Annotated in this window: 28 protein-coding genes and 2 pseudogenes; 19 read left to right on the forward strand and 11 right to left on the reverse strand. The window is 51.7% G+C overall.

Going from position 1 to position 24500, the window contains the following annotated elements; all coding sequences use genetic code 11:
• Positions 1-57: 57 nt before the first annotated feature.
• Entirely contained in the window at positions 58-900 is an 843-nt protein-coding gene (locus KQI10_RS00350) for a helix-turn-helix domain-containing protein (protein ID WP_216565372.1), read from the reverse strand.
• Positions 901-1220: 320 nt separating this feature from the next.
• Here KQI10_RS00350 and KQI10_RS00355 point away from each other — a divergent pair, with 320 nt between their 5' ends.
• From KQI10_RS00355 to KQI10_RS00390, 8 genes are all read left to right on the forward strand, one after another.
• Positions 1221-1841: a CHC2 zinc finger domain-containing protein gene (locus tag KQI10_RS00355; protein WP_216565403.1), complete on the forward strand. Its 621-nt coding sequence runs from the start codon at positions 1221-1223 to the stop codon at positions 1839-1841.
• On the forward strand, positions 1813-3189 hold the full coding sequence (locus KQI10_RS00360; RefSeq protein ID WP_371818334.1) for a phage/plasmid primase, P4 family: 1377 nt from the start codon (positions 1813-1815) through the stop codon (positions 3187-3189). Before KQI10_RS00355 ends, KQI10_RS00360 begins: the two co-directional genes overlap by 29 nt.
• A gap of 397 nt (positions 3190-3586) precedes the next feature.
• Positions 3587-3802, forward strand: coding sequence for an LLM class flavin-dependent oxidoreductase (locus KQI10_RS00365; RefSeq protein ID WP_216565374.1), 216 nt, complete (start codon positions 3587-3589; stop codon positions 3800-3802).
• Positions 3803-4783, forward strand: a complete 981-nt coding sequence (gene mobV / locus KQI10_RS00370; protein WP_216565375.1) for a MobV family relaxase — start codon at positions 3803-3805, stop codon at positions 4781-4783.
• Positions 4773-4949: a hypothetical protein gene (locus KQI10_RS00375; RefSeq protein ID WP_216565376.1), complete on the forward strand. Its 177-nt coding sequence runs from the start codon at positions 4773-4775 to the stop codon at positions 4947-4949. Before mobV ends, KQI10_RS00375 begins: the two co-directional genes overlap by 11 nt.
• A gap of 83 nt (positions 4950-5032) precedes the next feature.
• Complete coding sequence (locus KQI10_RS00380; protein ID WP_216565377.1) at positions 5033-6043, forward strand: virulence RhuM family protein; 1011 nt, start codon at positions 5033-5035, stop codon at positions 6041-6043.
• Positions 6044-6057: 14 nt separating this feature from the next.
• A complete protein-coding gene (locus tag KQI10_RS00385; protein WP_216565378.1) occupies positions 6058-8016 on the forward strand; it encodes a recombinase family protein in 1959 nt (652 codons plus the stop codon).
• 64 nt (positions 8017-8080) lie between these two features.
• Positions 8081-8326 (forward strand): DUF6061 family protein, encoded by a 246-nt coding sequence (locus tag KQI10_RS00390; RefSeq protein WP_216565379.1) that lies wholly within the window; start codon positions 8081-8083, stop codon positions 8324-8326.
• 122 nt (positions 8327-8448) lie between these two features.
• Here the strand turns inward: KQI10_RS00390 and KQI10_RS00395 are convergent, their stop codons facing one another.
• Positions 8449-8775, reverse strand: a complete 327-nt coding sequence (locus KQI10_RS00395; protein ID WP_216565380.1) for a helix-turn-helix domain-containing protein — start codon at positions 8773-8775, stop codon at positions 8449-8451.
• Positions 8776-8920: 145 nt separating this feature from the next.
• Here KQI10_RS00395 and KQI10_RS00400 point away from each other — a divergent pair, with 145 nt between their 5' ends.
• The 3 genes from KQI10_RS00400 (at position 8921) to KQI10_RS00410 (ending at position 11043) form a co-directional block, all read left to right on the forward strand.
• A complete protein-coding gene (locus KQI10_RS00400; RefSeq protein ID WP_216565381.1) occupies positions 8921-9274 on the forward strand; it encodes a cupin domain-containing protein in 354 nt (117 codons plus the stop codon).
• A 106-nt stretch (positions 9275-9380) separates the two neighbouring features.
• On the forward strand, positions 9381-10160 hold the full coding sequence (locus KQI10_RS00405) for a protein-ADP-ribose hydrolase (RefSeq protein ID WP_216565382.1): 780 nt from the start codon (positions 9381-9383) through the stop codon (positions 10158-10160).
• A 16-nt stretch (positions 10161-10176) separates the two neighbouring features.
• Positions 10177-11043: an NAD-dependent deacetylase gene (locus KQI10_RS00410; RefSeq protein ID WP_371818335.1), complete on the forward strand. Its 867-nt coding sequence runs from the start codon at positions 10177-10179 to the stop codon at positions 11041-11043.
• A gap of 206 nt (positions 11044-11249) precedes the next feature.
• On the opposite strand, the gene KQI10_RS00415 is transcribed toward KQI10_RS00410, so the two are convergent.
• Positions 11250-11429: a hypothetical protein gene (locus tag KQI10_RS00415; protein WP_216565383.1), complete on the reverse strand. Its 180-nt coding sequence runs from the start codon at positions 11427-11429 to the stop codon at positions 11250-11252.
• A gap of 158 nt (positions 11430-11587) precedes the next feature.
• On the reverse strand, positions 11588-12790 hold the full coding sequence (locus KQI10_RS00420) for a sugar MFS transporter (RefSeq protein ID WP_216565384.1): 1203 nt from the start codon (positions 12788-12790) through the stop codon (positions 11588-11590).
• A gap of 161 nt (positions 12791-12951) precedes the next feature.
• Here KQI10_RS00420 and KQI10_RS11890 point away from each other — a divergent pair.
• Both KQI10_RS11890 and KQI10_RS11895 read left to right on the forward strand, forming a co-directional pair.
• Positions 12952-13116 (forward strand): annotated as a pseudogene (locus KQI10_RS11890) (AraC family transcriptional regulator); the annotation flags it as partial.
• Between the two features lie 61 nt (positions 13117-13177).
• Complete coding sequence (locus KQI10_RS11895; protein ID WP_371818336.1) at positions 13178-13696, forward strand: helix-turn-helix transcriptional regulator; 519 nt, start codon at positions 13178-13180, stop codon at positions 13694-13696.
• 29 nt (positions 13697-13725) lie between these two features.
• Here the strand turns inward: KQI10_RS11895 and KQI10_RS00430 are convergent, their stop codons facing one another.
• Both KQI10_RS00430 and KQI10_RS00435 read right to left on the reverse strand, forming a co-directional pair.
• Positions 13726-14259, reverse strand: coding sequence for an N-acetyltransferase (locus KQI10_RS00430; protein ID WP_216565385.1), 534 nt, complete (start codon positions 14257-14259; stop codon positions 13726-13728).
• Positions 14260-14473: 214 nt separating this feature from the next.
• Complete coding sequence (locus KQI10_RS00435; protein WP_216565404.1) at positions 14474-15325, reverse strand: helix-turn-helix domain-containing protein; 852 nt, start codon at positions 15323-15325, stop codon at positions 14474-14476.
• On the opposite strand from KQI10_RS00435, the pseudogene KQI10_RS00440 reads away from it, so the two are divergent.
• Positions 15305-16336 (forward strand): annotated as a pseudogene (locus KQI10_RS00440) (ABC transporter permease); the annotation flags it as partial. The gene KQI10_RS00435 and the pseudogene KQI10_RS00440 sit on opposite strands and share 21 nt — an antisense overlap.
• Before the next feature lie 95 nt (positions 16337-16431).
• On the opposite strand, the gene KQI10_RS00445 reads toward KQI10_RS00440, so the two are convergent.
• The 4 genes from KQI10_RS00445 to KQI10_RS00465 all read right to left on the reverse strand — a co-directional run bounded on the left by KQI10_RS00445 (position 16432) and on the right by KQI10_RS00465 (position 18738).
• Complete coding sequence (locus KQI10_RS00445) at positions 16432-16857, reverse strand: RNHCP domain-containing protein (RefSeq protein WP_216565387.1); 426 nt, start codon at positions 16855-16857, stop codon at positions 16432-16434.
• Positions 16858-16932: 75 nt separating this feature from the next.
• On the reverse strand, positions 16933-17127 hold the full coding sequence (locus KQI10_RS00450; RefSeq protein ID WP_216565388.1) for a hypothetical protein: 195 nt from the start codon (positions 17125-17127) through the stop codon (positions 16933-16935).
• Positions 17128-17339: 212 nt separating this feature from the next.
• The gene (locus KQI10_RS11900) at positions 17340-18197 is read right to left on the reverse strand and encodes a DUF3795 domain-containing protein (RefSeq protein WP_371818337.1); all 858 of its coding nucleotides are present in this window, start codon (positions 18195-18197) and stop codon (positions 17340-17342) included.
• A 208-nt stretch (positions 18198-18405) separates the two neighbouring features.
• Complete coding sequence (locus KQI10_RS00465; RefSeq protein ID WP_216565389.1) at positions 18406-18738, reverse strand: helix-turn-helix domain-containing protein; 333 nt, start codon at positions 18736-18738, stop codon at positions 18406-18408.
• Between the two features lie 207 nt (positions 18739-18945).
• Between KQI10_RS00465 and KQI10_RS00470 the strand changes: the two genes are divergently transcribed.
• The 5 genes from KQI10_RS00470 to KQI10_RS00490 all read left to right on the forward strand — a co-directional run bounded on the left by KQI10_RS00470 (position 18946) and on the right by KQI10_RS00490 (position 23311).
• Positions 18946-19851: a nuclear transport factor 2 family protein gene (locus tag KQI10_RS00470; protein ID WP_253285009.1), complete on the forward strand. Its 906-nt coding sequence runs from the start codon at positions 18946-18948 to the stop codon at positions 19849-19851.
• A 74-nt stretch (positions 19852-19925) separates the two neighbouring features.
• Complete coding sequence (locus tag KQI10_RS00475) at positions 19926-20705, forward strand: protein-ADP-ribose hydrolase (RefSeq protein ID WP_216565390.1); 780 nt, start codon at positions 19926-19928, stop codon at positions 20703-20705.
• Positions 20650-21516 carry a Sir2 silent information regulator family NAD-dependent deacetylase gene (locus KQI10_RS00480; RefSeq protein ID WP_216565391.1) on the forward strand — a complete coding sequence of 289 codons (867 nt, stop codon included), beginning with the start codon at positions 20650-20652 and terminating at the stop codon, positions 21514-21516. Before KQI10_RS00475 ends, KQI10_RS00480 begins: the two co-directional genes overlap by 56 nt.
• Before the next feature lie 232 nt (positions 21517-21748).
• A complete protein-coding gene (locus KQI10_RS00485) occupies positions 21749-23080 on the forward strand; it encodes an RNA-binding domain-containing protein (protein ID WP_216565392.1) in 1332 nt (443 codons plus the stop codon).
• A gap of 30 nt (positions 23081-23110) precedes the next feature.
• A complete protein-coding gene (locus KQI10_RS00490; RefSeq protein WP_371818338.1) occupies positions 23111-23311 on the forward strand; it encodes a hypothetical protein in 201 nt (66 codons plus the stop codon).
• Between the two features lie 87 nt (positions 23312-23398).
• Here KQI10_RS00490 and KQI10_RS00495 read toward each other — a convergent pair whose 3' ends face one another.
• Positions 23399-24175: a DUF134 domain-containing protein gene (locus tag KQI10_RS00495; protein WP_216565393.1), complete on the reverse strand. Its 777-nt coding sequence runs from the start codon at positions 24173-24175 to the stop codon at positions 23399-23401.
• Between the last annotated feature and the right edge of the window lie 325 nt (positions 24176-24500).

A 24500-nucleotide genomic window follows, 5' to 3' on the forward strand; every position in this document is an offset into this window, starting at 1 on the left:
GGAGAAGGAAGCAGAGGTATATACAGCCCTCGTCCCGCCGCAGCGCCGCTCCCCGTTTCAGCGTTTTTTCCGTTTCCCCTTACCGTGGGTCATGGTCGTTTTCCCGCGCTGGCTGATAGGGCTTTTCATATGCTTGGACTTCTTGAGGATTCCAATCAGCGAAACAAACTCTTCTTTCGTGAGCGTGTCGTAATCAATGCCAAGTGTTGCAAGGTATGCGCGAATTTTCTTTTCCTCGGAGCTGCCCTCAAAGTGTACGGCCTCCAACAACTGCTTCTGCACAGCGGCGGCAGACAGCTCATCGTCTGCGGTCAGAGCATCCGCCCTGTGTCCCTCCCGGATGTCCTGCAGGATACTGCTCAGATCATCTGCAACGAGATGTCCGAAATATTCTTCTTCCTGTATCTGCGCTGCTTTCAGAGTATGGAGGTACAGATCATTGGCTTCCTCGCCATGCTCAATCAGAACCATCTGGCGGGTGGCTTCCAGCACGGTGTTCATATCCTTGATTCGCATATCCGCGATCCGGTCAACGTAAATTTCTGCATCCAGCATGAAACGCTGAAAATCCCTGTGGCAGATCAGCTCCGACAGCAGCCGGTGGTTGAACTTGCCCGCACTCAATACATCAATCGCATCATCACTCAAATGCAGCTCATGCAGAGCTGTGTTTGGGTGATTTTTTATTTCTGTCCGTCCCATCAGATAGTCAGAAGAAACGCCATAGTAGTCTGCCAGCATTGAAATGCTGTACGGGCTGATGTCCTTGCCGTTATCCGATTCATATTTGCCAAGCGCGGATTTTGAGATGCCAACCTCAGCGGAAAGCTGCTCTAAGGTCAGCTTGCGCTCTACTCGCAAATCCTTCAAACGCTCTCCGATTGTCAGCTTAACCTGCATATACCCACCTCCATTTCGGCGTTTCTTGTATTATATCATGATTTTTCTTTTTGTGTCTAAAAGCGTGGAAAAATCCGTCTTCTCCCCCACTTTTCCTTCCTCTCGGATATACGGGAAAGTGGGTGTTTTCTTACTAAAATTTAGACGTAAACCACGCAGTACATTGAAAACTTCATGACCGTCCGATGGGATATGTTTTCCGGCGAAGTACCGCATTCTGCGTACCAAGGAGAACGAAACGCCGGAGTGAGATTCTCGGGCAGGAACGGCATCGGGCAGAACGGCAACACTCAAAATATTTTTCAAAGGAGGAACCAAGTATCAATTTATTTGCACAAATCAAAATGGCGGTTTCCGTGAAAGAAGCTGCCGAACACTACGGGTTGAAAATCGGGCGCGGCGACATGGCCTGCTGCCCCTTCCACAATGACCGTACGCCCAGCATGAAGCTGAACGAGGATTACTTTTACTGCTTCGGTTGCGGGGCAACTGGTGACGTGATCGACTTTGTGGCAAGACTGTTCAATCTGAGCAGCTATGCGGCAGCACAGAAGCTGGCGTATGACTTCGGGATCGATCCGGACAAGCCCCCTGCTGCGGCAGCGCTGAGAAAACCGAAATACCCGCTGGCAAAAGCGTTCCAGAGAGAGGAACTGCATTGTCGGCGGGTATTGTGCGATTATCTGCACCTTCTGGAAAACTGGAAGGTGCAGCACGCACCCAAATCACCGGATGATACCATTGACGATTGTTTTGTGGAAGCCTGCCAGATGCTTGATTATATCGAGGATCTGGTAGATATTTTAACCTTTGCAGATTTGGAGGTTCGTTTGAAAACCGTGGATATGCTCCAAAAGGACGGCATGATTGACCGGCTGGAAGAACGCCTGAAACGGCTCGAAAAGGAGGTAGATGCCCATGACAAAACGAAAATCGGTTGACACGAATGCCCCTGTCTGGTTTGACGGCACAAATATCAATGAGGCGCTGTTCTGCGACGAGTTTCTGAGCAGCCGGAAAATTATCTTTGCCAACGGTGCATTTTTTACGCCGGATGGCAGAGTGACCGACGATCTGCCGCTTCGCGGTGAAATCTACGAGGAGCTGAAATGCTGCGCCGTGAACAACATCCCCCGCAAGATCACCAACATTCTGGAAGTGATGAAGCTGGCGGCTCATGTAGAGGATTTCGCGCCGGAATCGGATCGGATTCATCTGGCAAACGGCACGTTGAAGCTGGACGGCAGCTTTACCGAGGGCAGACCGGACATTGTACGCAGCAGACTGCCGGTAGCATACTGCCCGGATGCCCCAGCGCCTGAACAATGGTTTTCTTTTCTGGACGGGCTTTTGTATGCAGAGGACATCCCTACCTTGCAGGAGTTTATCGGCTATTGTCTGATTCCCAGCAATAAGGGACAGCGGATGATGGTGATGAAAGGAAACGGCGGCGAGGGAAAGTCGCAGATCGGCGCAGTGCTGGGCGCACTGCTCGGCAGCAACATGAAAGACGGCAGTATCGGGAAGATTTCCGAAAATCGGTTTGCCCGTGCCGATCTGGAACACATTCTGCTGTGCGTGGATGATGATATGCGGATGGAGGCGCTGCGGCAGACCAATTATGTGAAATCCATCGTGACCGCCCAAGGCAAAATGGATCTTGAACGAAAGGGCAAGCAGAGCTATCAGGGCTGGATGTTTGCCCGCCTGCTGGCATTCTCCAACGGCGATCTGCAAGCGCTCTATGACCGGAGCGACGGCTTTTACCGCAGACAGCTTGTGCTGACCACCAAGGAAAAGCCTGCCGGACGGGTGGACGATCCTGACCTTGCTGAAAAGATGAAAGCAGAGGCCGAGGGCATCTTCCTGTGGGCGTTTGAGGGCTTGCAGCGGCTTGTCGCCAACAACTTCAAGTTCACGGAAAGCCAGCGCACGCGAGATAACCGGGAGGCAGTCAAGAGGGATAACAACAACGTCTTTGATTTTCTGGAATCGGAGGGCTACATCCGGCTGAAAGCAGACTGTACCATCAGCTCTAAAGACTTGTACGAAATTTACCGGATGTGGTGTGAGGAAAACAACCTGACGCCGCTGAAACGTCGCAGCTTCAGCGACAGTGTGATTGCGAACCAAAGCAAGTACAATCTGGAATATTGCAACAAGATCACGAATGCCGCCGGTCGGCGGGTATGGGGCTTCTTCGGAATTGAAGCGGTTACCAGACCCAATATAAACGGGTTTTCCGATGTTTCAGAGCGTACGTACGTACCGGAAGGATGGCGGGATTGATTTTGCCCGCCGCGCCGTGTACGTATGTACGCAGCGCTTTGCCCCAAACGCCGCTATATAGGGAAAATGCTGATCGGCAGAGCCTATATTTTTTGGGGGGAAAATCAAGGTAAGTGAAATTCGCAAAGTTTTTGACCGACGGCAGAAATAGTTTCACGGAATCGCGCTTCTCGGAACAGGAAAGCCAGTGCGCTGAAACGTGTGGAATCACACGGTTTGAGGTCAAGTCACGCGGAACAGAAAAAACGGTAGGTGTCATCTGTGGACAGGACATCATACCGGCGATTCTGAGCGGATTTTATCACAGCAGAGTATTTTACCAGACAGCGAAGCGGATGCGTCGGAGGACGTACCTGCTTCGCTGTTTTATGATCTGAATTTTGGAGGGAATTTGAATATGAATGTACGCAACGAAATCAAGGCGCAGATTGTCCGCACCGGTTTTACCATGCAGGAGGTTGTTGACCTCTTGCATGACGAATATGGCTGGTCAGACAGTGTTTCCAACCTGTCTGCCAAACTGCAAAGGGAGAGCATCCGCTACAAAGAAGTCACGGAACTGGCTGATGTGCTGGGTTATGACCTCGTATGGCAGAAACGGAGGGAGAGATAAATGAGTAAGCCGCAGTTTGCCATCCTTCGCTTTGACAAGTACAAAGGCCCGGAGATTTCCAATATTGAGACGCACAATGAGCGCACCAAAGAAAATTATGCCAGCAATCCAGACATCGATAAGAGCCGCAGCCACTTGAATTTTCACCTGATTACGCCGGAACAAAAATACCGGGCAGAGGCAGAGCGACAGATCAAGGAGGTCGGTTGCCGCACCCGCTCGGACAGCGTGCGTGTGGTGGAAGCACTTGTAACCGCAACGCCAGAGTTCTTCAAAGGAAAGAAGAAAGACGATATCAAAGCCTATTTTCAGGAAGCGTTGAACTTCATCAAGCAAAACCAGAAGCCAGAAACAATCATATCCGCCGTGGTGCATATGGACGAGAAAACGCCCCATATGCACCTTTCTTTTGTCCCGCTGACGGAGGACGGACGGCTCAGTGCCAAAGAGATTGTCGGCAACAAGAAAAAGCTGACGCAGTGGCAGGACAGGTTTTGGGCGCATATGGTGAAGAAATATCCCGATCTGGAGCGGGGCGAGAGCGCCAGCGAAACCGGGCGCGACCATATCCCGCCGAGGGTGTTCAAAGAGATGACACGCCTGACCAAGCAGAAAGCCAAGTTAGAAGAATTGCTTGCAGGCATCAATGCGTTCAATGCCAAGGGAAAAGCGGCAGAAATCGGCGCATTTTTGGACAAGTATATTCCGGCTGTGGAGCAGATGCACACGACATTGAAAAAGTACAATGCAGCGTTTACCGCCACGACCGCCGAGAACAAAAAGCTGAAAAAGAAAACGGAGCAGTTGGAGCAGTCGCTGGACAAAGCCACGCAGGAAAGCACCTTGAAAAAGCTGGCCGATGCCAAACTGCACCGGGACTATGAGGATGCTGTCGCCATGTTGGATCGTATTCCGAAGGAAGTGCTGGCGGCATATACGCACAGAACGGAGAAAGAGAGGGAGACTGCCTATGGTAGATGAATGGAGCGGCTTCGCCGCTTTGCTGGCAAATTTGATTGAAAAGTATGCCGTGGTTCTGAATCTTGATGCGCTGCCCGATCTCGGCATAGAGGAATCCATGCCCGAAAAAGTCGAGGCAGATGATATGATTCACGAAAATAATATTGAATCAGTGAAAGCGGCATGATATAATTATCATGAAATAAGTGTCCAAACCGCCATTGCAGGAGCAAAAGCTCCTGCAATGGCAGAAAACGAGGTGAAGTAACCATGGAACGCTGGGAGAATGAGCAGAACAATTCTGAAATGATGATTTATACCACAGAGGATGGCTTGACAAAGATCGAAACGACCTTTGATGGCGATACGGTTTGGCTGTCCATTGACCAGATGGCGGAGCTGTTTCAGCGTGACAAATCTACCATTTCCAGACATATCAAGAACATTTTCGCTGAGGGCGAATTGAAGCGAGAAGCAGTTGTTGCAAATTTTGCAACAACTGCCGCTGACGGTAAGACTTATCAGGTGGATTACTATAATCTCGATGTCATCATTTCTGTCGGCTACCGTGTGAAGTCTCAGCGCGGCGTGCAGTTTCGTATTTGGGCAACGGGGATTTTGAAGGAGTATATGCGAAAGGGCTTTGCTCTGGATGATGAGCGCCTGAAAAATCTGGGTGGCGGTGGATACTTCAAGGAGCTGCTGGAGCGTATCCGCGACATCCGCGCTTCCGAGAAGGTGTTTTACCGTCAGGTGCTTGAAATCTACGCGACCAGTATTGACTATGATCCCAAGGCGGAAATTTCCATTCAGTTTTTCAAAAAAGTCCAAAACAAGATTCATTATGCCATTCATGGACAAACAGCGGCGGAGGTCATTTATACGCGTGCCGATGCGGAGAAAGAGTTTATGGGCTTGACTACCTTTGCAGGCAGCCAGCCCACGCTGAAAGAGGCGGTAGTTGCCAAGAACTATCTGAACGAGAAAGAGCTTCGTGCTATGGGACAGCTTGTGTCCGGCTATCTGGATTTTGCGGAACGACAGGCAGAGCGAGAGCAGGCAATGACCATGCAGGACTGGTCGGAGCATCTTGATCGGATTTTGACTATGAGTGGAGAGCAGCTGCTGATTGGCAACGGAAGTGTCAGCCATAAGCAGGCTATTGACAAGGCAACCGGCGAGTACAGAAAATACAAGGCCCGTACCCTCAGCGAAGTTGAGCGCGATTATCTGGATTCCATCAAGTTGTTGGAGCAGAAAACGGTTAAAAAGCAAGGTTGACCGAGGATATGACAATGAAAAAAGAAAGGATAAAAGTTTATATCTACACGCGAGTATCCACCGCTATGCAGATTGACGGATATTCTTTGGATGCCCAGAAATCCAGAATGAAAGCCTATGCCGAGTTCAATGACTATGAGATTGTGGGCGAATATGAGGACGCCGGAAAATCCGGCAAGTCCATAGAGGGCAGAATCCAGTTCAATCAGATGATGGAGGACATCAAGTCCGGCAAGGACGGCGTATCCTATGTGCTGGTGTTCAAGCTTTCGCGCTTCGGCAGAAATGCGGCAGACGTTCTTTCCACTTTACAGGTCATGCAGGACTTTGGCGTTAACCTAATCTGTGTGGAGGACGGGATTGATTCCTCCAAGGACGCAGGAAAGCTGATGATTTCCGTTCTTTCGGCTGTGGCTGAAGTTGAGCGTGAAAATATCCGTGTGCAGACCATGGAGGGCAGAATCCAGAAAGCCCGCGAGGGGAAATGGAACGGCGGCTTTGCGCCCTACGGCTATCAGCTGGAAAAAGGACAGCTGATCATCAACGAGGAAGAAGCGGCGGCGATCCGCGTGATTTTTGACCAGTATGTGCATACGGATACCGGCGCAAACGGCCTTGCAAAATACCTTGCGACCCATGGAATTCATAAAATCCAGCGGCAAAACGGCAAAAATCCGCTGTTTGACGCTGCCTTGATTAGAAGAATACTGAAAAATCCTGTGTACTGCGGGAAAATCGCCTATGGCAGACGCAGGACAGAGAAGGTACATGGCACCCGAAACGATTACCGTCTGGTGGAGCAGGATGATTATTTGCTGGTGGACGGTCTGCACGAAGGAATTGTCTCCGAAGAACTATGGCATGAGGCGCAGGTCAAGCTGCTGGCGCAGGCGGAGAAGTACGAACACGTCAACCGTGGCAAGGACACCAAGATTCATCTGCTGTCCGGTATCGTAAAATGCCCGATCTGCGGTGTGGGAATGTACGGCAACAAAAGCATCAAGCACAAGGCGGACGGCTCAAAATACAAGGATTTCTATTACTACGGCTGCAAGCACCGCACGATGACGCACGGGCATAAATGCGACTTCAGGAAGCAGATCAACGAAGAACTGCTGGACAACGCCGTGGCGGAGGTTATCGTCAAGCTGGTGAGCAATCCAAAGTTTGCCGCCATGATGCAGGAAAAAATCAGCATGAAGGTGGATACCACTGCCATCGAGCAGGAGATCGCGGCCCATGAAAAGCAGCTTCGCCAGAGCTATTCTGTAAAAGCGCGATTGATTGACGAGATTGACTCTCTCGATCCCGATGATAAGCACTACATGAAGCGCAAGGCAGACCTTGATGACCGGCTCTACAAGATGTATGATAAAATCGAAGATACGGAAAATCAGCTCATTGCTGCCAGGGCCAAGAAAATGGCAATCGAAGCGGAAAAGCTCACGGGTGACAATATCTACAAGGTGCTGATTTACTTCGATAAGCTCTATTCCGCTATGGACGACGAGGAAAAGCGGCAGCTCATGGAGTCCCTCATTTCTGAAATCCAGATTTACGAGGAGCGCCAGCCCAACGGCCAATGGCTCAAGTCCATCAAATTCAAGCTCCCGATCATTGCAGAGGATATGAGTCTGAGTTTGGACAACGATGCACATATTGAGACGGTTGTCTTGCTTTCCAAGGGCGAGATCGACTCGAAGAACATTCGGGTTGAGTTCTCTTTGGAAGATATGGATATGTCGGAGTTTCAGGATGGCGCAACCTATCCCCAGATCAAAGCGTATGTGTTGGAGCATACCGGTTTGAAGGTTTCCAGCCTGTACATCTCTCAGGTTAAGAAAAAGTGCGGACTGGAAGTTGGGAAGAACTATAATCTGCCGAAGTCTGAGGATGCCAGACAAGCCCCGAACTGTCCCCCGGAAAAAGAGAATGCAATCCGAGAGGCATTGCAGTATTTTGGGATGATTTAATTCACGTTGCCGTCCCAGAATCCCCAATGTCTCAGAGAAGCAAATGCTTTTGGAGGGGCATATTATGACAAAACTGATTCACGCATTCTATAACATGGATACCAACGCTGTAGAGCTAACCTATAACGATGGCTCTGTCCTCACGATTGACTGCGAGGAAGTGGAAAACCACTTCGATGTTACCAACGGACAGATGGCAGACCTTGACTGGCTGCTTTACAATGTACCGATGGAATACGCCAGTCTGGTGCTGTCCGGGGAGATGGAGAACTACCTGAAAGGCCCTGCGCTCCATGGAATAGAAGATTAAAAAGATGTCGGTGCAGCATATTCCTATAAAAAGGCAATTCCGAAAACAGTTATGCAGCCCAAATCTTTGGACAAACGAAAATCGCCAGTGAAGACACAGTATGGTGTCAACACTGGCGGCTTTTATTGTTTGGCCTTATATTCCTCACCCCAACTCCATAAGGAATCCAGAACAGGCTTCAAACTATAGCCAAGCTCAGTCAGCGTATATTCTACACGGGGCGGAACCTCGGCATAAACCTTGCGTGTCAGCAGTCCGCTTTCCTCCATGTCCCGGAGCTGGGCGGTCAGCACCTTCTGGGAAACATGGCCGATGGATTTTTTCAATTCCCCAAAGCGCTTGGTTCCGGGCATCAAATCCCGCAGGATCAGTACCTTCCATTTATCACCGATCAGCATGAGGGTGGTTTCTACAGGGCAGGCCGGAAGTTCTTTCTTTTCTTCGCTCATACAGATTGCCTCCAATAGTTTCCTTTTGGTAACTACACCACAATATTGTGCTTACTTTACAGAATTGCGCTACGGTGATATTGTAATACCAACGAAAGGAAAAAGCAACCTTTCCCAATTAAAATACACTTTGGAGGTAATCACCATGAAAAACTACACAAAGACAAGCATTGGAAACGAAGGAAGAGTGGAGCTTCATGACGCGCTGGGCTTGACCGGTGCAGAGGTCAGCATCAATGCGCTTCCCGCCGGCGCTGGTGTTCCCTTCGTTCACTCCCACAAGGAGAATGAAGAAATCTACGGAATCCTGTCAGGTCATGGCAAAGCAATCATCGACGGTGAAGAAATCACCCTTGCCGCAGGCGATTGGCTGAGAATTGCTCCCGCAGCAAAACGACAGTTCTTTGCCGCAAACGACGCGGGAATCGTTTATGTTTGTGTTCAGGTAAAAGCAAATTCCCTTGGCGGCTTCACGGCAGAGGACGCTGTGGTATATTGATGCAATGCCCCGCAAGAATAAAAATGCGGGGCATTACGGTATTGTATGGTACTATATTTCAAGAAAAAAAGATGGTGCAGAGTCATTGTAAAGCGGGGGTAACGTCATGAACCAGGATCAGCGGAGAAGATATCTAATCGAAGAATTACTGTGGGAGCGTCCTTCCTGCCGCCGCCAGGAGATTCCGGCAGATGCTGACCGTCAGAAGGTTCTGCTGCGTGGGTTAATGAATGTTCGTCATCCGGCAGCCATAGGTAAGGAATTTCTGGAAGTGCAGGATGCCTACTTGCAAGAGGAACTGGCTGCAAAGAAGATTACCCGGCTGTCTGAACTGCCCCCGGTGCGGGAGGGAATCTATCTCTGGCGTGGGGACATTACCACGCTGGAATGCGGTGCCATTGTCAACGCTGCCAACAGCGGCATGACTGGCTGCTACCAGCCCTGCCATAACTGCATCGACAACTGCATCCACACCTATGCAGGGGTGCAGCTCCGTTTGAAGTGCGCGGAGATTATGGCGGAGCAAGGCTATGCCGAACCTACCGGGCAGGCGAAAATCACTCCCGCCTACAACCTTCCCTGTGAGTATGTGATCCACACCGTAGGGCCCATTGTGCAGGGAAAACTGGCACAGGAGCATTGCGCTCTGTTGGAATCCTGCTACCGTTCCTGTCTGAAACTGGCGGATGAAAACGGGGTGGGAAGCATTGCATTCTGCTGCATTTCCACAGGCGTATTTATGTTTCCCAATGACAAAGCGGCAGAGATTGCCGTGGACACGGTACGCAAATACAAGACCGAAACCGGAAGTAAGATCGAGGTGGTATTCAATGTTTTCAAAGAACAGGACGAAAGAATCTACAGGGAGCTGCTCAGAGCAGATTGAGCGGCTGCAAGCCTCTTTGGAAACTGCGGATGCTATCGTAATCGGTGCTGGTGCAGGGTTATCCACCTCCGCTGGACTGACCTACAGCGGGGAACGGTTTGAACGGTACTTTTCAGACTTCCACCAGAAATATGGGATCACAGATATATATTCCGGCGGCTTTTATCCCTTTGCAACCCTGGAGGAATACTGGGCCTGGTGGAGCCGCCATATTTTCTACAACCGCTATGTGGACGCCCCGCTTCCGGTCTATCAGGAGTTGCTGGCGCTGGTAAAGGACAAGGACTATTTTGTGCTGACCACCAATGTGGATCACCAGTTCCAGCGGGCAGGCTTTGACAAAAGCCGTCTGTTTTACACCCAGGGCGACTATGGCTTGTGGCAGTGTTCCAAAGCCTGCCACAATAAGACCTATGACAATGAGGCGGAAGTCCGGCAGATGCTTGCCCAGCAGCAGAATACGAAAATCCCCTCCGAGCTGATTCCTCGCTGCCCGGTTTGTGGCGCACCCATGACCATGAACCTTCGGTGCGACGATACCTTCGTGCAGGATCGGGGATGGTATGCTGCCTCTGAAAGGTATGCCAATTTCCTGCGGCATCACAAACAGGGCAAGGTGCTGTTTCTGGAACTGGGGGTTGGCAACAACACGCCGGGCATCATCAAATATCCTTTCTGGAGATACACCATGGAAAACCCGGATGCGATTTATGTCTGCATCAATCATGGCCAGGCATATGCGCCGCTGGAAATTGCTGAACGTTCTATCTGTCTGAATGCAGATATTGCGTTCGTTTTGTCTGAGCTGCAGAGCAAGCCCGTTTGTGAGCGTTGCTTATCTCCCGTTTCTCCGTGCTCCTGCGATTCATTCAAAGGGCTGTGATATCAGTTTGTCCCAATCCGCAAGCCGGATGAACTCTGCTGCTTTTGCTCCCACAGTCAAACTGAATCTCGCCGAATTTGCTGTCGCTGTCTGCCTGGTAAAGGTAGGCCGCGGCGGCGATTTTTTATTCCCACATTGCTCCGGATTTGAGTGCACATTGGCCGAAGTCCCATAAGGGAGCATTGATTTTGATCAGGTTGGTGAGTTCAATTTCGGAAAGCAAGGATGTCGTAAAACACGCCGCCCTTATCCCGGATTGCTTTTGGAATCATCCCGGGATTGGAGTGTTTTTTTCGTCTTTTGACATAACGATATTGGGGAGAGTGGATTGCTTCCGCTTCTTTCGGTTCCCTTTCCCATGCACCTGATACGGCACAGCTTCCCATTTATCTCTCCCAACGATCTGTGATCGCATTTGGGGAATATTAAAAAAGGGGGGCGCAAGCAGCGAAAAGACGAAGCTGCCTGCGCCCCGGGAGTATGAAGCGTGAATTGATTGTCAATACACATCGGTAGCGGTTGTTATCATGATCCTCTTTCGCTGTCAGGACGCTTGGGATACCCTGCTTTGCTGCTCTGCCAGAATCACCATGACCCCAAGGGAGAGAATCAGGCACAGGGGAAACACGCTACCTGCCAGCAGCCCTTTTTGCAGGCTATTGTCTGTCAGCTCCGACACGGTTCCCACCAGCCAGGGACCCAGCGCCCCGCCCAAATCCCCAGCCATGGCAAGCAGAGCGAACATGGCGGTTCCGCCCCGGGGCAGTCTGGCAGAAGAGATGCTGATGGTTCCCGGCCATAGAATCCCCACGGAAAAACCGCACAGAATGCAGCCGGTCAAGCCCACGAAGGGAAGCCGGGACAGAGCTGCCAGCAGATGGCAGATCAGGCACAGCGCCCCGGAGCAGTACATAAACTGCATCAGATTCATCCGGTGACCGAATTTTCCGTAGAGCATCCGGCTGATGCCCATGGCGGCGGCAAAGAGACAGGGTCCGGCAAGGTCGCCTGCCGCCTTGGAAAAACCGATGGCAGATTCGGTATATGCCGATGCCCACTGCGCCATGGCAAGCTCACTGGCTCCGGCGCAGACCATCAGCACAATCGCCGTCCAGAACACTGGGACTCGAAGCAGGCTCCCGATGGACATACTATGTCCCTCTTTTACCGGCGGTTCGATGGGGCAGGTGGCAAAATTATAGATGTTGAAAAGGGGTACCAGCGCCCAGAGGCAGGCAAGCAGCTTCCAATTCTCAATGCCGAAGACACGGAAGAACGCGGTGGACGCAATCACCACCCCCACGCTTCCCCAGCAGTAGAAGGAATGCAGCAGGCTCATCACCGCTTCCTTTCGCTGGAAGGGACAGGCTTCCACGATGGGACTGCACAGGACCTCAATCAGTCCGCTGCCAACAGCATACACCACCGCGCTCAGCAAAATCCCCCAGAAGGGACTGCCCAGAAGCTCCGGCAAGACCGCAAGTCCCATCAGTCCCCCTGCCGAACAAAGACAGGAAGCCAGAATACATTTGCGGTAGCCAATCCGATCCACATATCGGGCGCACAGAATATCCACCACAAGCTGGGTCAGGAAAAACACCGTGGAGATCATGGCGATGCGCCCCAGGGGAATCCCATAGCTGCGGTGAAAGGTCAGGTACAGTAGCGGCGCGAAGTTGGCGGAAATGGCCTGGGTGACAAACCCCAGATAGCAGGCGGTCAGAGTGCGTTTGTAGGAGCGTTTCATATTGACTTTCCTCCCGATGTGAACTAGAATGTAATGGAATTATATGATTTCTACACGCGTTACACAATGCAGAATCTGGGATTAATCTTACACAATCTCACATTTTGGAGGAAGCCATGGCACATCTGACCTCATATCCGAAGATTCTTACGGACGAGACCATGAAGGAGGTTGCCCACCACGGAAACCCGGAGTTTCCCCTGGGCTACTATGTGGAGGACATCTGGGAATTTGATTTTCACTGCGTGGATTGGCACTGGCACCCGGAGGTGGAGGTCATCTATGTTCTGGAGGGAACCGCCACCGTACTGGCTGGCAGCGGCAGCTACCGGCTGAGCGCCGGAACCGCCGCCTTTCTCAACACCCAGGTGATCCACTGCTTCCGGGGTGGATATTCAGGTTTTCTCCCCGGAAACCTTCGAAGACGGGGCGGTGCTGGATTGTCTGCGAGAGGTGATTGCCCATCAGGAGCAGAGCAGCCCCAGCGAGTTTCGCACGGTCCGGCTTCTGATGGCGCTGTGGGAAGCAATCGGCAGTCGGGTACGCACAGAAGGCAACCCGGAAGACCGTGGTCTCCGCGCCCAGGCCCAGCTTCAAAGGATGATGCAGTATGTCCACACCCACTATGCAGGCAAGGTGACTCTGGAGGAACTTGCCGGGGAGGTATCCATCAGCAAAAGCAGTGCCATGAAGCTGTTCCGGCAGTATCTGCACACATCGCCCATCGACTATCTGATCAGCTATCGTCTGAAGCAGGCGGCGAAGCTGCTGACCACTACCCGCGGTAGCGTCAGTGCCATCGCGGAGCAGACCGGCTTCGAGAATGTGGGTTATTTCTGCCGGAAGTTCAAGGCGGTGTTTTCTCAGACCCCCAGCCAGTACCGCAGGGAGTCACAGGAACCATAAAAAGGACCCGGCGATGCTGCGCCGGGTCCCTATTTTAGCGGATAGTCGTAAAAGAGGAAGTCTGTCAAGCCGGTGCTTTCGTAATACAGCCGCCTTGTGCCGCAGTGATGAAAGCCATAGGCTTCATACAGCTTCTGGGCGGGTTTGTTGGTGGCGATGGCATCCAGACGAAGCGTCCGCTTCCCCCTTGCCCGGGCAAATGCCCCAATCGCGTCCAGCGCCGCCCTGGCATAGCCCCGCCCCTGATGATCCGGATGGATGGCAAGAAGGTGAATCACCAGAACCTCCCCTTCCGATGAAGGTACAGACCAGCTTCCCTCCCGGTAGGCATCCGGTTGGGTTTCCGTCAGTGCTACCGCGCCAATCAGCGCGGCGGCATCCCACAGAAGAAACATTTCCCCCTTTTGAATGTAGCGAATCCAATCCTCATCCGCGGGATAGATTTCCTTTTTCCATTGAAGAATCCCGGCATATTCTTCAGAGCTGTCAAGCAGCTTCCAATAGAGGTTCCGAATCAGCGGCAGCTGTTCCAGCCCCGCCGCTGTCAGTGTCAAACAGTTCATGGGCATCTCCCTGAAAAATCCATTTTTGCTATTGTAGCGCAGATTGCCCGCACCCGCAATAGGGAGCAGGTGATAAATACCAGGATCCTGATGGCGTTTCCAAAGCAATGGGTGTCGTGAAACACGCCGCCCTTATCCCGGATTGCTTTTGGAATCATCCCGGGATTGGAGTGGTTTTTTCGTTTTCTGACATAACGATATTGGGGAAAGTGGATTACTTCCGCTTCTTTCGATTCCCTTTTCCATGCACCTGATACGGCACAGTTTTCCCTCTCAGGTTATTGGGACTTTTCAGGTGTTCGGATTTTTTCAGAATATTGATCTGTGTGACAAATTCCTCCGGGGTCAGCTTGTCATAGTCAATGCCAAGAGTTGCCAGGAACAGCCGGGCTTTCTTTTCTTCCTCAGTTCCCTCGTAGTGCAAAGCGGTTTCCATCTGCTTTTGAATTTCGGCAACAGGAGAAGAGGTATCGGCAGTGGTGGTATCCTTTCTATGGGCTTCCCGAATGTCCCGCATGATACCGTCAATGTCCCTGTGAACCACCTGAGCAAAGTAGTTTTCCTCGCTGACCTGCGCCAGCTCCAGGGTGCGAACATATAAATCGTTCTCCCCTGGATTGTGCTTTTCCATGATTTGCTTTCGGTTGACTTCCAGAATGGCGTTCATGTCGTTGATCCGCATATCGGCAATGCGATCCACAAATATCTCAATGTCCACCAAGAACCGCTGGAAGTCCTTGTGCAGAGCCAGCTCAGACAGCAGCCGGTTGTTGAGCTTTCCGCTTTTCAGAAGATCAATCATTTCATCACTCAAATGCAGATCGTGCAGGTCTGTGTTTGGGTGATTTTTTATTTCCGTCAGTCCCAGCAGATAGTCCGTGGACACGCCATAGTATTTTGCCAGCGTGACGATGCTGAAGGGGCTGATGTCCTTGAAATCGTCGGATTCATACTTGCCCAAGGCGGATTTCGAAATGCCGGTTTCCTCCGCAAGCTGCTCCAAAGTCAGATGCCGTTCCACTCGCAGATCCTTCAGTTTCTCCTGTATGGACAATTTGAGCTGCAGCTGGATTATTCCCAGAATTATGATGAAGCCTATTCGGAGAATAATCTGGACACAATCCTACAGAACAACCCACTGAATGATTCTTTGATGAAAGAAATCAAATCCATCCCCGGTGTAACGGATGTACTGACGAGAGAAATCGTCTCTGCAGATTTGAACGGAACAAAATTTCCGGTTGCAATCGTAAATCAAGAGGATTTTGAAATGATGCGCGGGGATGGCGATATCGGTTCCATGGACTATGCACAGGCTGTCCAAAACGGGGATGTTTTCTTTGGCTGGTCCAAGTGGATGGAAGCTGACGGGTATTCCGCGGGTGCACCGATTACATTCAACTTTGATAACGGAAGCGGAACCTATACCTATCAGGGAAAGATCGCAGGATCCTTTGTAAGCGCGGACACTTATCTTGTCATTCCGGAAGGTGTATACCGTTCCATGAATCCGAGGGGAACAGCCTATGGCTATCTGTGGGTGGACTGTGATAAAAAAGATGTTGCATCTGTGGAACAGAGTCTGAATACTTTGATTTCTAATACTTCTCATATCAAGCTGAACACCTATCACGCAGAATTGCAAACCGCAGAATACGCAAGCCGTATGATGAAGCTTGGCTGTTGTCTGTTTATGGCGGTTGTAGGACTCATCGGGTTTATGAATCTGGCAAACACCATGATTATCAATATCATCACGAAGAAGCAGGAATACGGTGTGCTGCAAGCGGTAGGCATGACCAATAAGCAGTTGAATCTGTGCTTACAAATACAGGGCTTGATTTTTACGGTTGGCACCATCTGCGTCGCACTTGCTGCCGGTCTGCCCCTTGGCTATGCACTGTTTTCCTATGCGAAGCATAATGGGATTTTTGGAATGAACGTTTATCACGTTCCTCTTATTCCGATTCTTGTTATGATTCTTCTGGTTGGTATTCTACAAATTGTCCTTTCCTGTGTTTTAAGCAGTAATCTGAAAAAGGAAACGCTGGTTGAAAGAATAAGGTATCAGGGATAGCAATCGTGGATTGGTTGCGTGTTTTCAAAAACAAAATGCGCAAAAATTGCGTAGAAAAGCATCTGCCATCACAGCAGATGCTTTTCTTTTTCGGCTTACTTGATCCGCCCGTCGCCGCCCATAAGTGCGGTCATTTCCTCGATGCGCTCCAGCGGGAACGGCGGCTCGGAAAGAGGTTTCATTGCGATGCTCATAAGCTTCATGGGGTTGTCGTCGGCGGCCACCCGGTTGGAGCTGAGGGCGCCGCAGCGCTTGCAGCGGTGAATGATGGCCCATTCACCGCCCTTGCGTACCCAGACGGCGATGGGCTCCATGATGCCGCCGCAGTCACTGGCCCGGTCGCCGGGTTCGATGTCCACATGAAGGCTTGAAAGGCAGTTGGGGCAGTGGTTGCGGTGGTCGCTGCCCGCGTTTTCCGGCACACAAGGTCTGCCGCAGACCTTGCAGATAAAGGTATCGGAACAGGCGTGGGTCTTATAGTACCCTTTTTCAAAGGTTTTGCGTTTGTTTTCGCGGTTCATTGAAAATCCTCCAGAAGATGTGTGGTCGGTTCTCCGGGAGGAATGGCGTGTGAATGAATTTGCCAGACCTCCCGGTCAGGCCACACGCTCCGGTAATAAAGTGATAAGTTTCAAAAAATACTCCTTGTTTTTATAAAATCTTTTCTGTCTGGACGCCGGATCGCCGCCAAAGGGCTGTCCAACCAGATTATACCGCTTACGAACCGGTTTATCAACAGGATACGGGTATTGTGGGCGTCGTTTTTTATGGTGTTTCATGGTTTTTCTCATAAATTGCTATTTCTCTATCAAAGAGCCGAAAAGCGGGCAACACCTTTTTTCCGCAGCCACAGGTAGGTCAGGATGGACAGGAAAAGATTTGCAGCCGCAAAGCAGCTTATATATCCGCAAAAGTCCAAAAACCGGTAAAGCGCACAGAAGAAAATGCAAGTCGTCAGAAATTCCGGAACGAGCCTCGTTCTTCCTGGCATCGAAATAACAGACTAATCGTTTTTCTTCCACTGCTGAATGCCCCAGTGTTCAAAGTCCCACGCCTCCATATAGGCATTGCACTCGTAGTCGATGTAGTAGAGCGTTCCGTCACGCGGAACGAAGTTGGTGGGATAGTAGTCGATGTTCAGTCCGGCCGGGTACAGAAGGCCGCACATGGCCTGCACCTGTTTGAGCCAGTCGGGGTCCGGCTGTCCCTCTTTGAGCCGCTCCGCCACCGTTGGCCCGGCAATGAATTCCTTCAAAATCCGCTCCTGTGGGGCATCCACCGCCAGAAGCCGGGGCATGGGGATGCCCAGATTCCGCAGCGTTTCATAGTCACGCAGTTCGGATTGCAGTTTGTCGCCAAAGGTGTAGTATGCACAGGGTTCATGATGGATCTGCTTTAAGACGTACTGCGCCGTTCCGTCTGTCACCAGATAGGAGTAGCCCCCTTTTCCTTTCCCAAGGAGCTTGATGACGGTGTATTCGGCATCGTTTACGGTCATCGTAAGGGCGTTGTTCTGCTTCAACTGCTTCAGGTTGTCCAAAACAGACGGACTGTTCCCGGCGATTTGGCCCAGTGTCGGACACCCGTCCATCTGTGGGCAGTCTGCACAGGTATCCAATTTCTTTTCCCGGACGCAGTTATGCACGGGGCAGAGCTTGTCGCAAAAGGGCGTTTTGGCGCCCTCCATGCGGCAGCCGGTGCAGTTAATCATGTCAGGCAGGATCGTTACCCCGTTGAGCTTCGTCCACAGGGCGGCGGTTGTCTGGCGCAGGGCGTTGTCGTTTGTGAGCGTTGCGATTCTGGCCTCGCATTTTTCGCAGTCCAGGCCGCAGCAGCCGATCATTTGGTCCGTATTCTTCATAGTTCCCTCCACAAAATCTGAATTCATCTCTCGGTGGCAAACAGTATGTGTTTTTCACGTGATAAAAAGGCGCGGAGCAACCTGAATTATCCGATCTGATAATGCCGGGAGGAGTGTTTTTGTACATGAAGCAAAACCGCTGCCGGGCATCATTCGCGCTGTAATAATCTGCTTTGCGGCTGCGAGCAAAGGTACTGCTTCGTTCTTTTTACTGTTTGGCCTTATATGCTTCGCCCCATGCCCACATGGAGTCCAGAATGGGCTTCAGGCTCTTGCCCAGTTCCGTCAGCGAATACTCCACCCTTGGCGGGACTTCGGCGTAGACCTTGCGGTTTACCAGTCCGTTTTCCTCCATTGCCCGGAGCTGGGCGGTCAGGACCTTCTGAGACACATTGCCTACGGACTTCTTCAGCTCTCCGAACCGCTTTGTTCCCGGCATCAGGTCCCGCAGGATCAGCACCTTCCACTTGTCCCCGATGAGGGTCAGCGTGGTCTCCACGGGACAGGCAGGAAGCTCATTTTTTGCTTTTGCTTCGATCATTTCAATCCCTCCGAAATTTTTTTGGAAGCGCCGATATGCCGAAAAACCCGGTAACGGCGCAATCGTTTCTTTCCGGTAACTATCCATTAGTTTCTATTTGGTAACTACAGCACAATATTGTGCTTACTTTACGAATTGGAGCTACGGTATTATTATAATGCCAGAGGCAAACGAAAGCAAGCCCAATCACCAAGGAGGTTACTCAAAATGAAAAAAGTTCTTTCTCTCACGATGGCTCTTGCCATGATCGGCACGGCACTCACCGGCTGCGGCGCGAAAACGGCTGCACCTGAAACATCCGCGGAACCCACCCAGCAGACGGCGCCTGTCCGGCAGGAACAGAGCCAGACCGAAAAGGCGCTGGCGCTCATCAACACCTTTGCCACCGGCGATACGGACACCGCCCGCAGCCTGTTGGCGGATGGTTACATCCAGCACAATCTGGCGTACGGCACCGGTGCGGACGCCTTCATCGGCTCCGTGGAATATCTCGCGTCCGCCGATGTGAAAACCACCGTGAACAACATCCGCGCCTTCGAGGACGGCGACAAGGTGTTCTTGCAGACGGTGTACAATTTCGCCGGTGCCGGTGAGCAGGTCGCCTTTGACATCTTACGCTTTGACGAAAACGGTAAAATTGCTGAGCATTGGGACAATCTGGCGGCCCTGGCAGAGCCGAATCCCTCCGGTCATACCCAGACGGACGGCACGATGGAGGTCACGGATCTGGACAAGACCGAGGAAAACCGGGAATTGGTCAGGAATTTCCTCTACGACGTCATGCAGGGCAACGACCTTGACAAGACTCCGGACTATTTTGATGGGGATGCCTACATCCAGCACAACACCGGCATTGCCGACGGCGTGTCCGGTCTGAACGCCGCGCTGGGCGCGCTGGCGGAGCAGGGCATTTCCATGGTGTACGATGAAGTCCACATGGTTCTGGCCCAGGGCAACTTCGTCCTTGCCGTCAGCGAGGGCACCTTCGGCGGCGCGCCCACCAGCTACTATGACCTGTGGCGTGTGGAGAACGGCAAGATCGCCGAGAATTGGGATGTGATGGAGACCATCGCGGACCAGTCCACCTGGCAGAATCAGAACGGCAAGTTCTGATCGTTACCCGGAGGTAACCATACCACAATATTGTGCGTACTTCACAAGCAGGTGATTGAAAAGAGGGTTTGACCATGAACCAGAGCGAAAAAAGACTGTTTCTCATACAATCTCTGCTGAACGAGCGCCCCTCCTGTCAAAAGCAGATGATTCCGACCGACGCGGAACGGCAGAAGATTTTGCTGCGGGGTCTGATGAATGTCCGCAGACCGGCGCGTATCGGCACGGAGTTTCTGCAAGTGCAGGACGAATACCTGCAAGGGGAAACCGCCGCAAAGGGCATTACCGATATTGATAACCTGACACCTATCCAACCGGGGGTGTATCTCTGGCAGGGAGATATTACCACGCTCAAGTGCGATGCCATTGTCAACGCCGCCAATTCCGGCATGACCGGCTGCTATTACCCCAACCACCGCTGCATTGATAACGCCATTCACACCTTTGCGGGGGTGGAACTGCGGCTTGCCTGTGAGGAACTGATGGAACAGCAGGGCCATCCGGAACCTGCCGGACAGGCGAAAATCACCCCGGCGTTCAATCTGCCCTGCAAATATGTTCTGCATACGGTCGGCCCAATCATTGATGGGCGTGTGACCAAAGAGGACGAGGAACTTCTTGCTTCCTGCTACCGCTCCTGCTTGGAGCTGGCTGCAAAAAATAGTTTAGAAAGCGTGGCATTTTGCTGCATTTCCACGGGAGAATTTCACTTCCCCAACGAGCAGGCGGCGCAAATCGCCGTGGAAACCGTGAAACAGTTTATGAATAGAAAAACCAGTGTCAAGAAGGTGATTTTCAATGTTTTCAAGGATTTGGACAAAGCCATCTACGAAAAGCTGCTCGGAGCAGCTTGAACGGCTGAAAGCAGCATTACAGGACTGTGATGCCGTGGTCATCGGTGCCGGTTCCGGTCTGTCTGCGGCGGCGGGCTTTACCTACGCCGGAGAACGGTTTGAGCAGCATTTCTCCGACTTTGCTCAGAAGTACGGCATTCGGGATATGTACAGCGGCGGCTTCTATCCGTTCCCCACGCAGGAAGAGTTCTGGGCCTATTGGAGCCGGTATATCTACATCAACCGCTATCAGAATGCCCCCAAACCGGTCTACGATGACCTTCTGAAGCTGGTGGCTGACAAGGACTATTTCGTAATCACGACCAATGTTGACCACTGCTTTCAGAAGGCGGGCTTTGACAAGAAGCGGCTGTTCTATACGCAGGGCGATTACGGCCTGTTCCAGTGCAGCGAGCCGTGCTGTCAGGAGACCTTTGATAACGAGGCTGTCATTCGGCTGATGATGGAGCGGCAGGAGAACATGAAAATCCCGACAGAGTTGCTTCCTGTCTGCCCCCACTGTGGGAAACCTCTGACCATGAACCTCCGCAGCGATGATAGATTTGTGGAGGACGAGGGCTGGCATCGGGCCGCGGAGCAGTATGAGAATTTTCTCCGTGTCCGCGCGGGGCAAAAAACGCTCTTTTTGGAGTTGGGCGTTGGGTACAATACCCCCGTCATCATCAAGTACCCCTTCTGGCAGATGACGGTGAGGAACCCGAAGGCGATCTACGCCTGCATAAACCTCGGCGACGCTTACGCGCCCGATGACATCGCCGCGCGCAGCATATGCATCGATGGGGATATCGGAGAGATTCTTACACAACTCTGAAGAAACGGTATGCGCCCTGGAATGTAACGAAAAACATACAGTATTCGTTACATTGGCATCCGTTCACTTCCACGATTTGCATCGAGTGTCCCGAATATTATATAGGATTCAAGACACTTGGCGTCTTTGATGGTGCCGCTACTCCTACGCCTCATTATTCTAACCAGAACGGTTGACAATGACGATTAGAATGGTTAGAATATGGGCAGAATAGAGTTAAGAGGTGAGTAGAATGAGATTCCAGGAAACAGAAACGGTTGAGTTAAAGTCCATTGTGATGGATGACATCAAAAAGGAAATCATTGCCTTTGCAAACTGTGACGGTGGCACCGTCTATGTGGGTGTTTCGGACGATGGTACAGTGCTGGGCGTTGGGAATGCGGATGAATGTGCCTTGCAGATCTCCAATATGGTACGGGATACCGTTAAACCGGATGTCACCATGTTTATTCACTATGAAACGCTGGACTATGAGGGGAAAGCGGTTGTGGCCGTCAACATCCAGCGGGGCACAAACCGCCCTTATTATCTGGCAAAGAAAGGACTGCGGCCCGAGGGCGTCTATGTGCGGCAGGGCTATTCTTCTGTCCCGGCAACGGATACGGCCATTCGGCAGATGATCAAGGAAACCGATGGGGACAGCTTTGAGAATATGCGGTCGATCAATCAGGCATTGACCTTCGAGACCACAAAAAAGGAGTTTGAAAAGCGGAATATTGCCTTCGGGCAGCCGCAAATGCAGACCTTGAAACTTGTTTCCGCAGACGGAGTTTATACAAATCTGGGGCTGCTCCTGTCTGAACAGTGCCCCCATACCATCAAGGCAGCTGTTTTTGAAGGGACCAATCAGAATGTGTTTAAGGATCGCCGGGAGTTTTCCGGCTCCCTGATGCAGCAACTCAATGAGGTCTACGACTATATTGATTTCCACAATCAGACCCATGCAACCTTCCAAAAGCTCCTGCGGATCGATACTCGGGACTACCCGGAGGTTGCCGTCCGCGAGGCATTGCTGAACTCGCTGGTGCACCGGGATTATTCTTTCCGAGCCAGCACCTTGATCAGCATTTACGAGGATCGGATTGAATTTGTATCCATCGGCGGACTGCTTCCCGGCTTGGAACTGGACGATTTGATGATGGGCGTTTCTGTTTGCAGAAACCCGCACCTTGCCAATGTCTTTTACCGCTTGCAGCTGATTGAGGCATACGGCACAGGCATGAAGAAAATCATGGGGGCTTATGCAGATACACCGGTGCAGCCGAAGATCGCGACAACCAACAACGCTTTCAAAATCATTCTTCCTAATGTGAATATTGCGCCAAAAGCAACAGAAACACCCAAAGAAATTGAGAAACCAGCTGCTTTGGCCTCGAATTCAGGCGAAGAAAAAATCCTGCAATTCTTAACGGAACATCAAGTCATTACCCGTAAAGAAGCTCAGGCACTGTTGAATGTCAGCCAGTCCACAGCTGGCCGTGTTTTGAAAGCAATGGTGGATAACGGTCAAATCAGACAGTTCGGTGGAAGTCGCACCACCCGGTATGAGCTGCCGAAGAAATAAAATCAAATAGTGGCAGGCGGCCTCTGAAAAATGGTGTGCAATAAACACAACACCCCCGTCATCATCAAGTACCCCTTCTGGCAGATGACGGTGAGGAACCCGAAGGCGATCTACGCCTGTATCAATCAGGGGCAGGCGGTTTGCCCGCAGGAAATCGAGCAGCGGTCAATCTGCATGGATGCGGATATCGGACAGGCTTTGCAAAACCTGTCTGATGCCGCAATTCAATAAAAGAAGCAGTTCTACCACGCGCGTATGGTGTGATAGAACTGCTTTTCCGTATTTTCTGAGCCGTCGTGTGTCAGCGCACGTTTCCTATCAATGGCAGCTATGCTTGCCGCAGCCGTGGTCACCGCAGGTGTGGCCGGCTTCGCCGTGCGCGTGGTCATGGTGGTCACAGTGAACATTGGGATTGTAGCCCAGATTCCCGCTGAGCAACGCGTTCACTGCCGCGTCAGCCTCCCCGCTGACACCGCCGTAGAGCTTGATGCCCGCGTCGGCCAGTGCCGCCTGCGCGCCGCCGCCGATGCCGCCGCAAATCAAAGTGTCCACGCCCTGCCGCGTCAGGAAGCCTGCCAGCGCGCCGTGACCGCTGCCGTTGGTGTCAACGACTTCCGCATGGACGACTTTGCCGTCCGCGGTTTCATAAATCTTGAACTGCCCGGTGTGTCCGAAATGCTGAAAAATTTGACCGTTCTCATAGGTAACCGCAATTTTCATCATGGAATCTCCTTCGTGTTTGTTGTATTTTTCTGTATTTGCTTTTGGGTTCCGACAGCGGCGGCCACAGTTGGCTGCCTCCTGACCTCCACAGACGCGGTAGTTTCCCCCTGTGATTTGCAGCGGCTTCCCATGGACAAGGCATGCCGCGATCTTGCGCCGCGCGCTTTCGTAAATCTCCTGCACTGTGGAGCGGGAAATATCCATTTGAGCGGCGCACTGCTCATGGGTTTGCAGCTCCAGATCAACCAGTCGAATGACCTCGTATTCGTCCAGCGTCAGCAGGATCGGCTCAGCGTGCCTGTCCCCGCTTGGACAGAACGTGTCAACCTTCGGTATTCCGCAAATCCGACGGCATCGCGGCGGCCTTGGCATGGATACGCCCCCTTTTTCGGTATATACCGATTATAACACTTTGGACAGAAAAATCAATATGGAATTTTATGTTCCGGCCGTGCGGATAAACGGAGGCTTTAAGGATGCTTTTCCGCTATGACCGCAAATTCTCCATAGCCGGACGCTCCGTCCGCCTGTTCCGGGCGGGGAACCGGTTCACGGCGGCACCCTTCGCGCGGAAGAGGCTGCCGGCGGCTATGTCTGGCACAGCGCCGAAAAGTTGTAAATTTTTTGTGCTTTGCTTGAATCCGTCCATATTGGGTGCTATAATTCTGTCAGGAAACAGAGCCGGGCAGCGAGCGGG

It is taken from the genome of Pseudoflavonifractor sp. MSJ-30 (assembly GCF_018918045.1).
Classification (GTDB): Bacteria; Bacillota; Clostridia; order Oscillospirales; family Oscillospiraceae; genus Faecousia.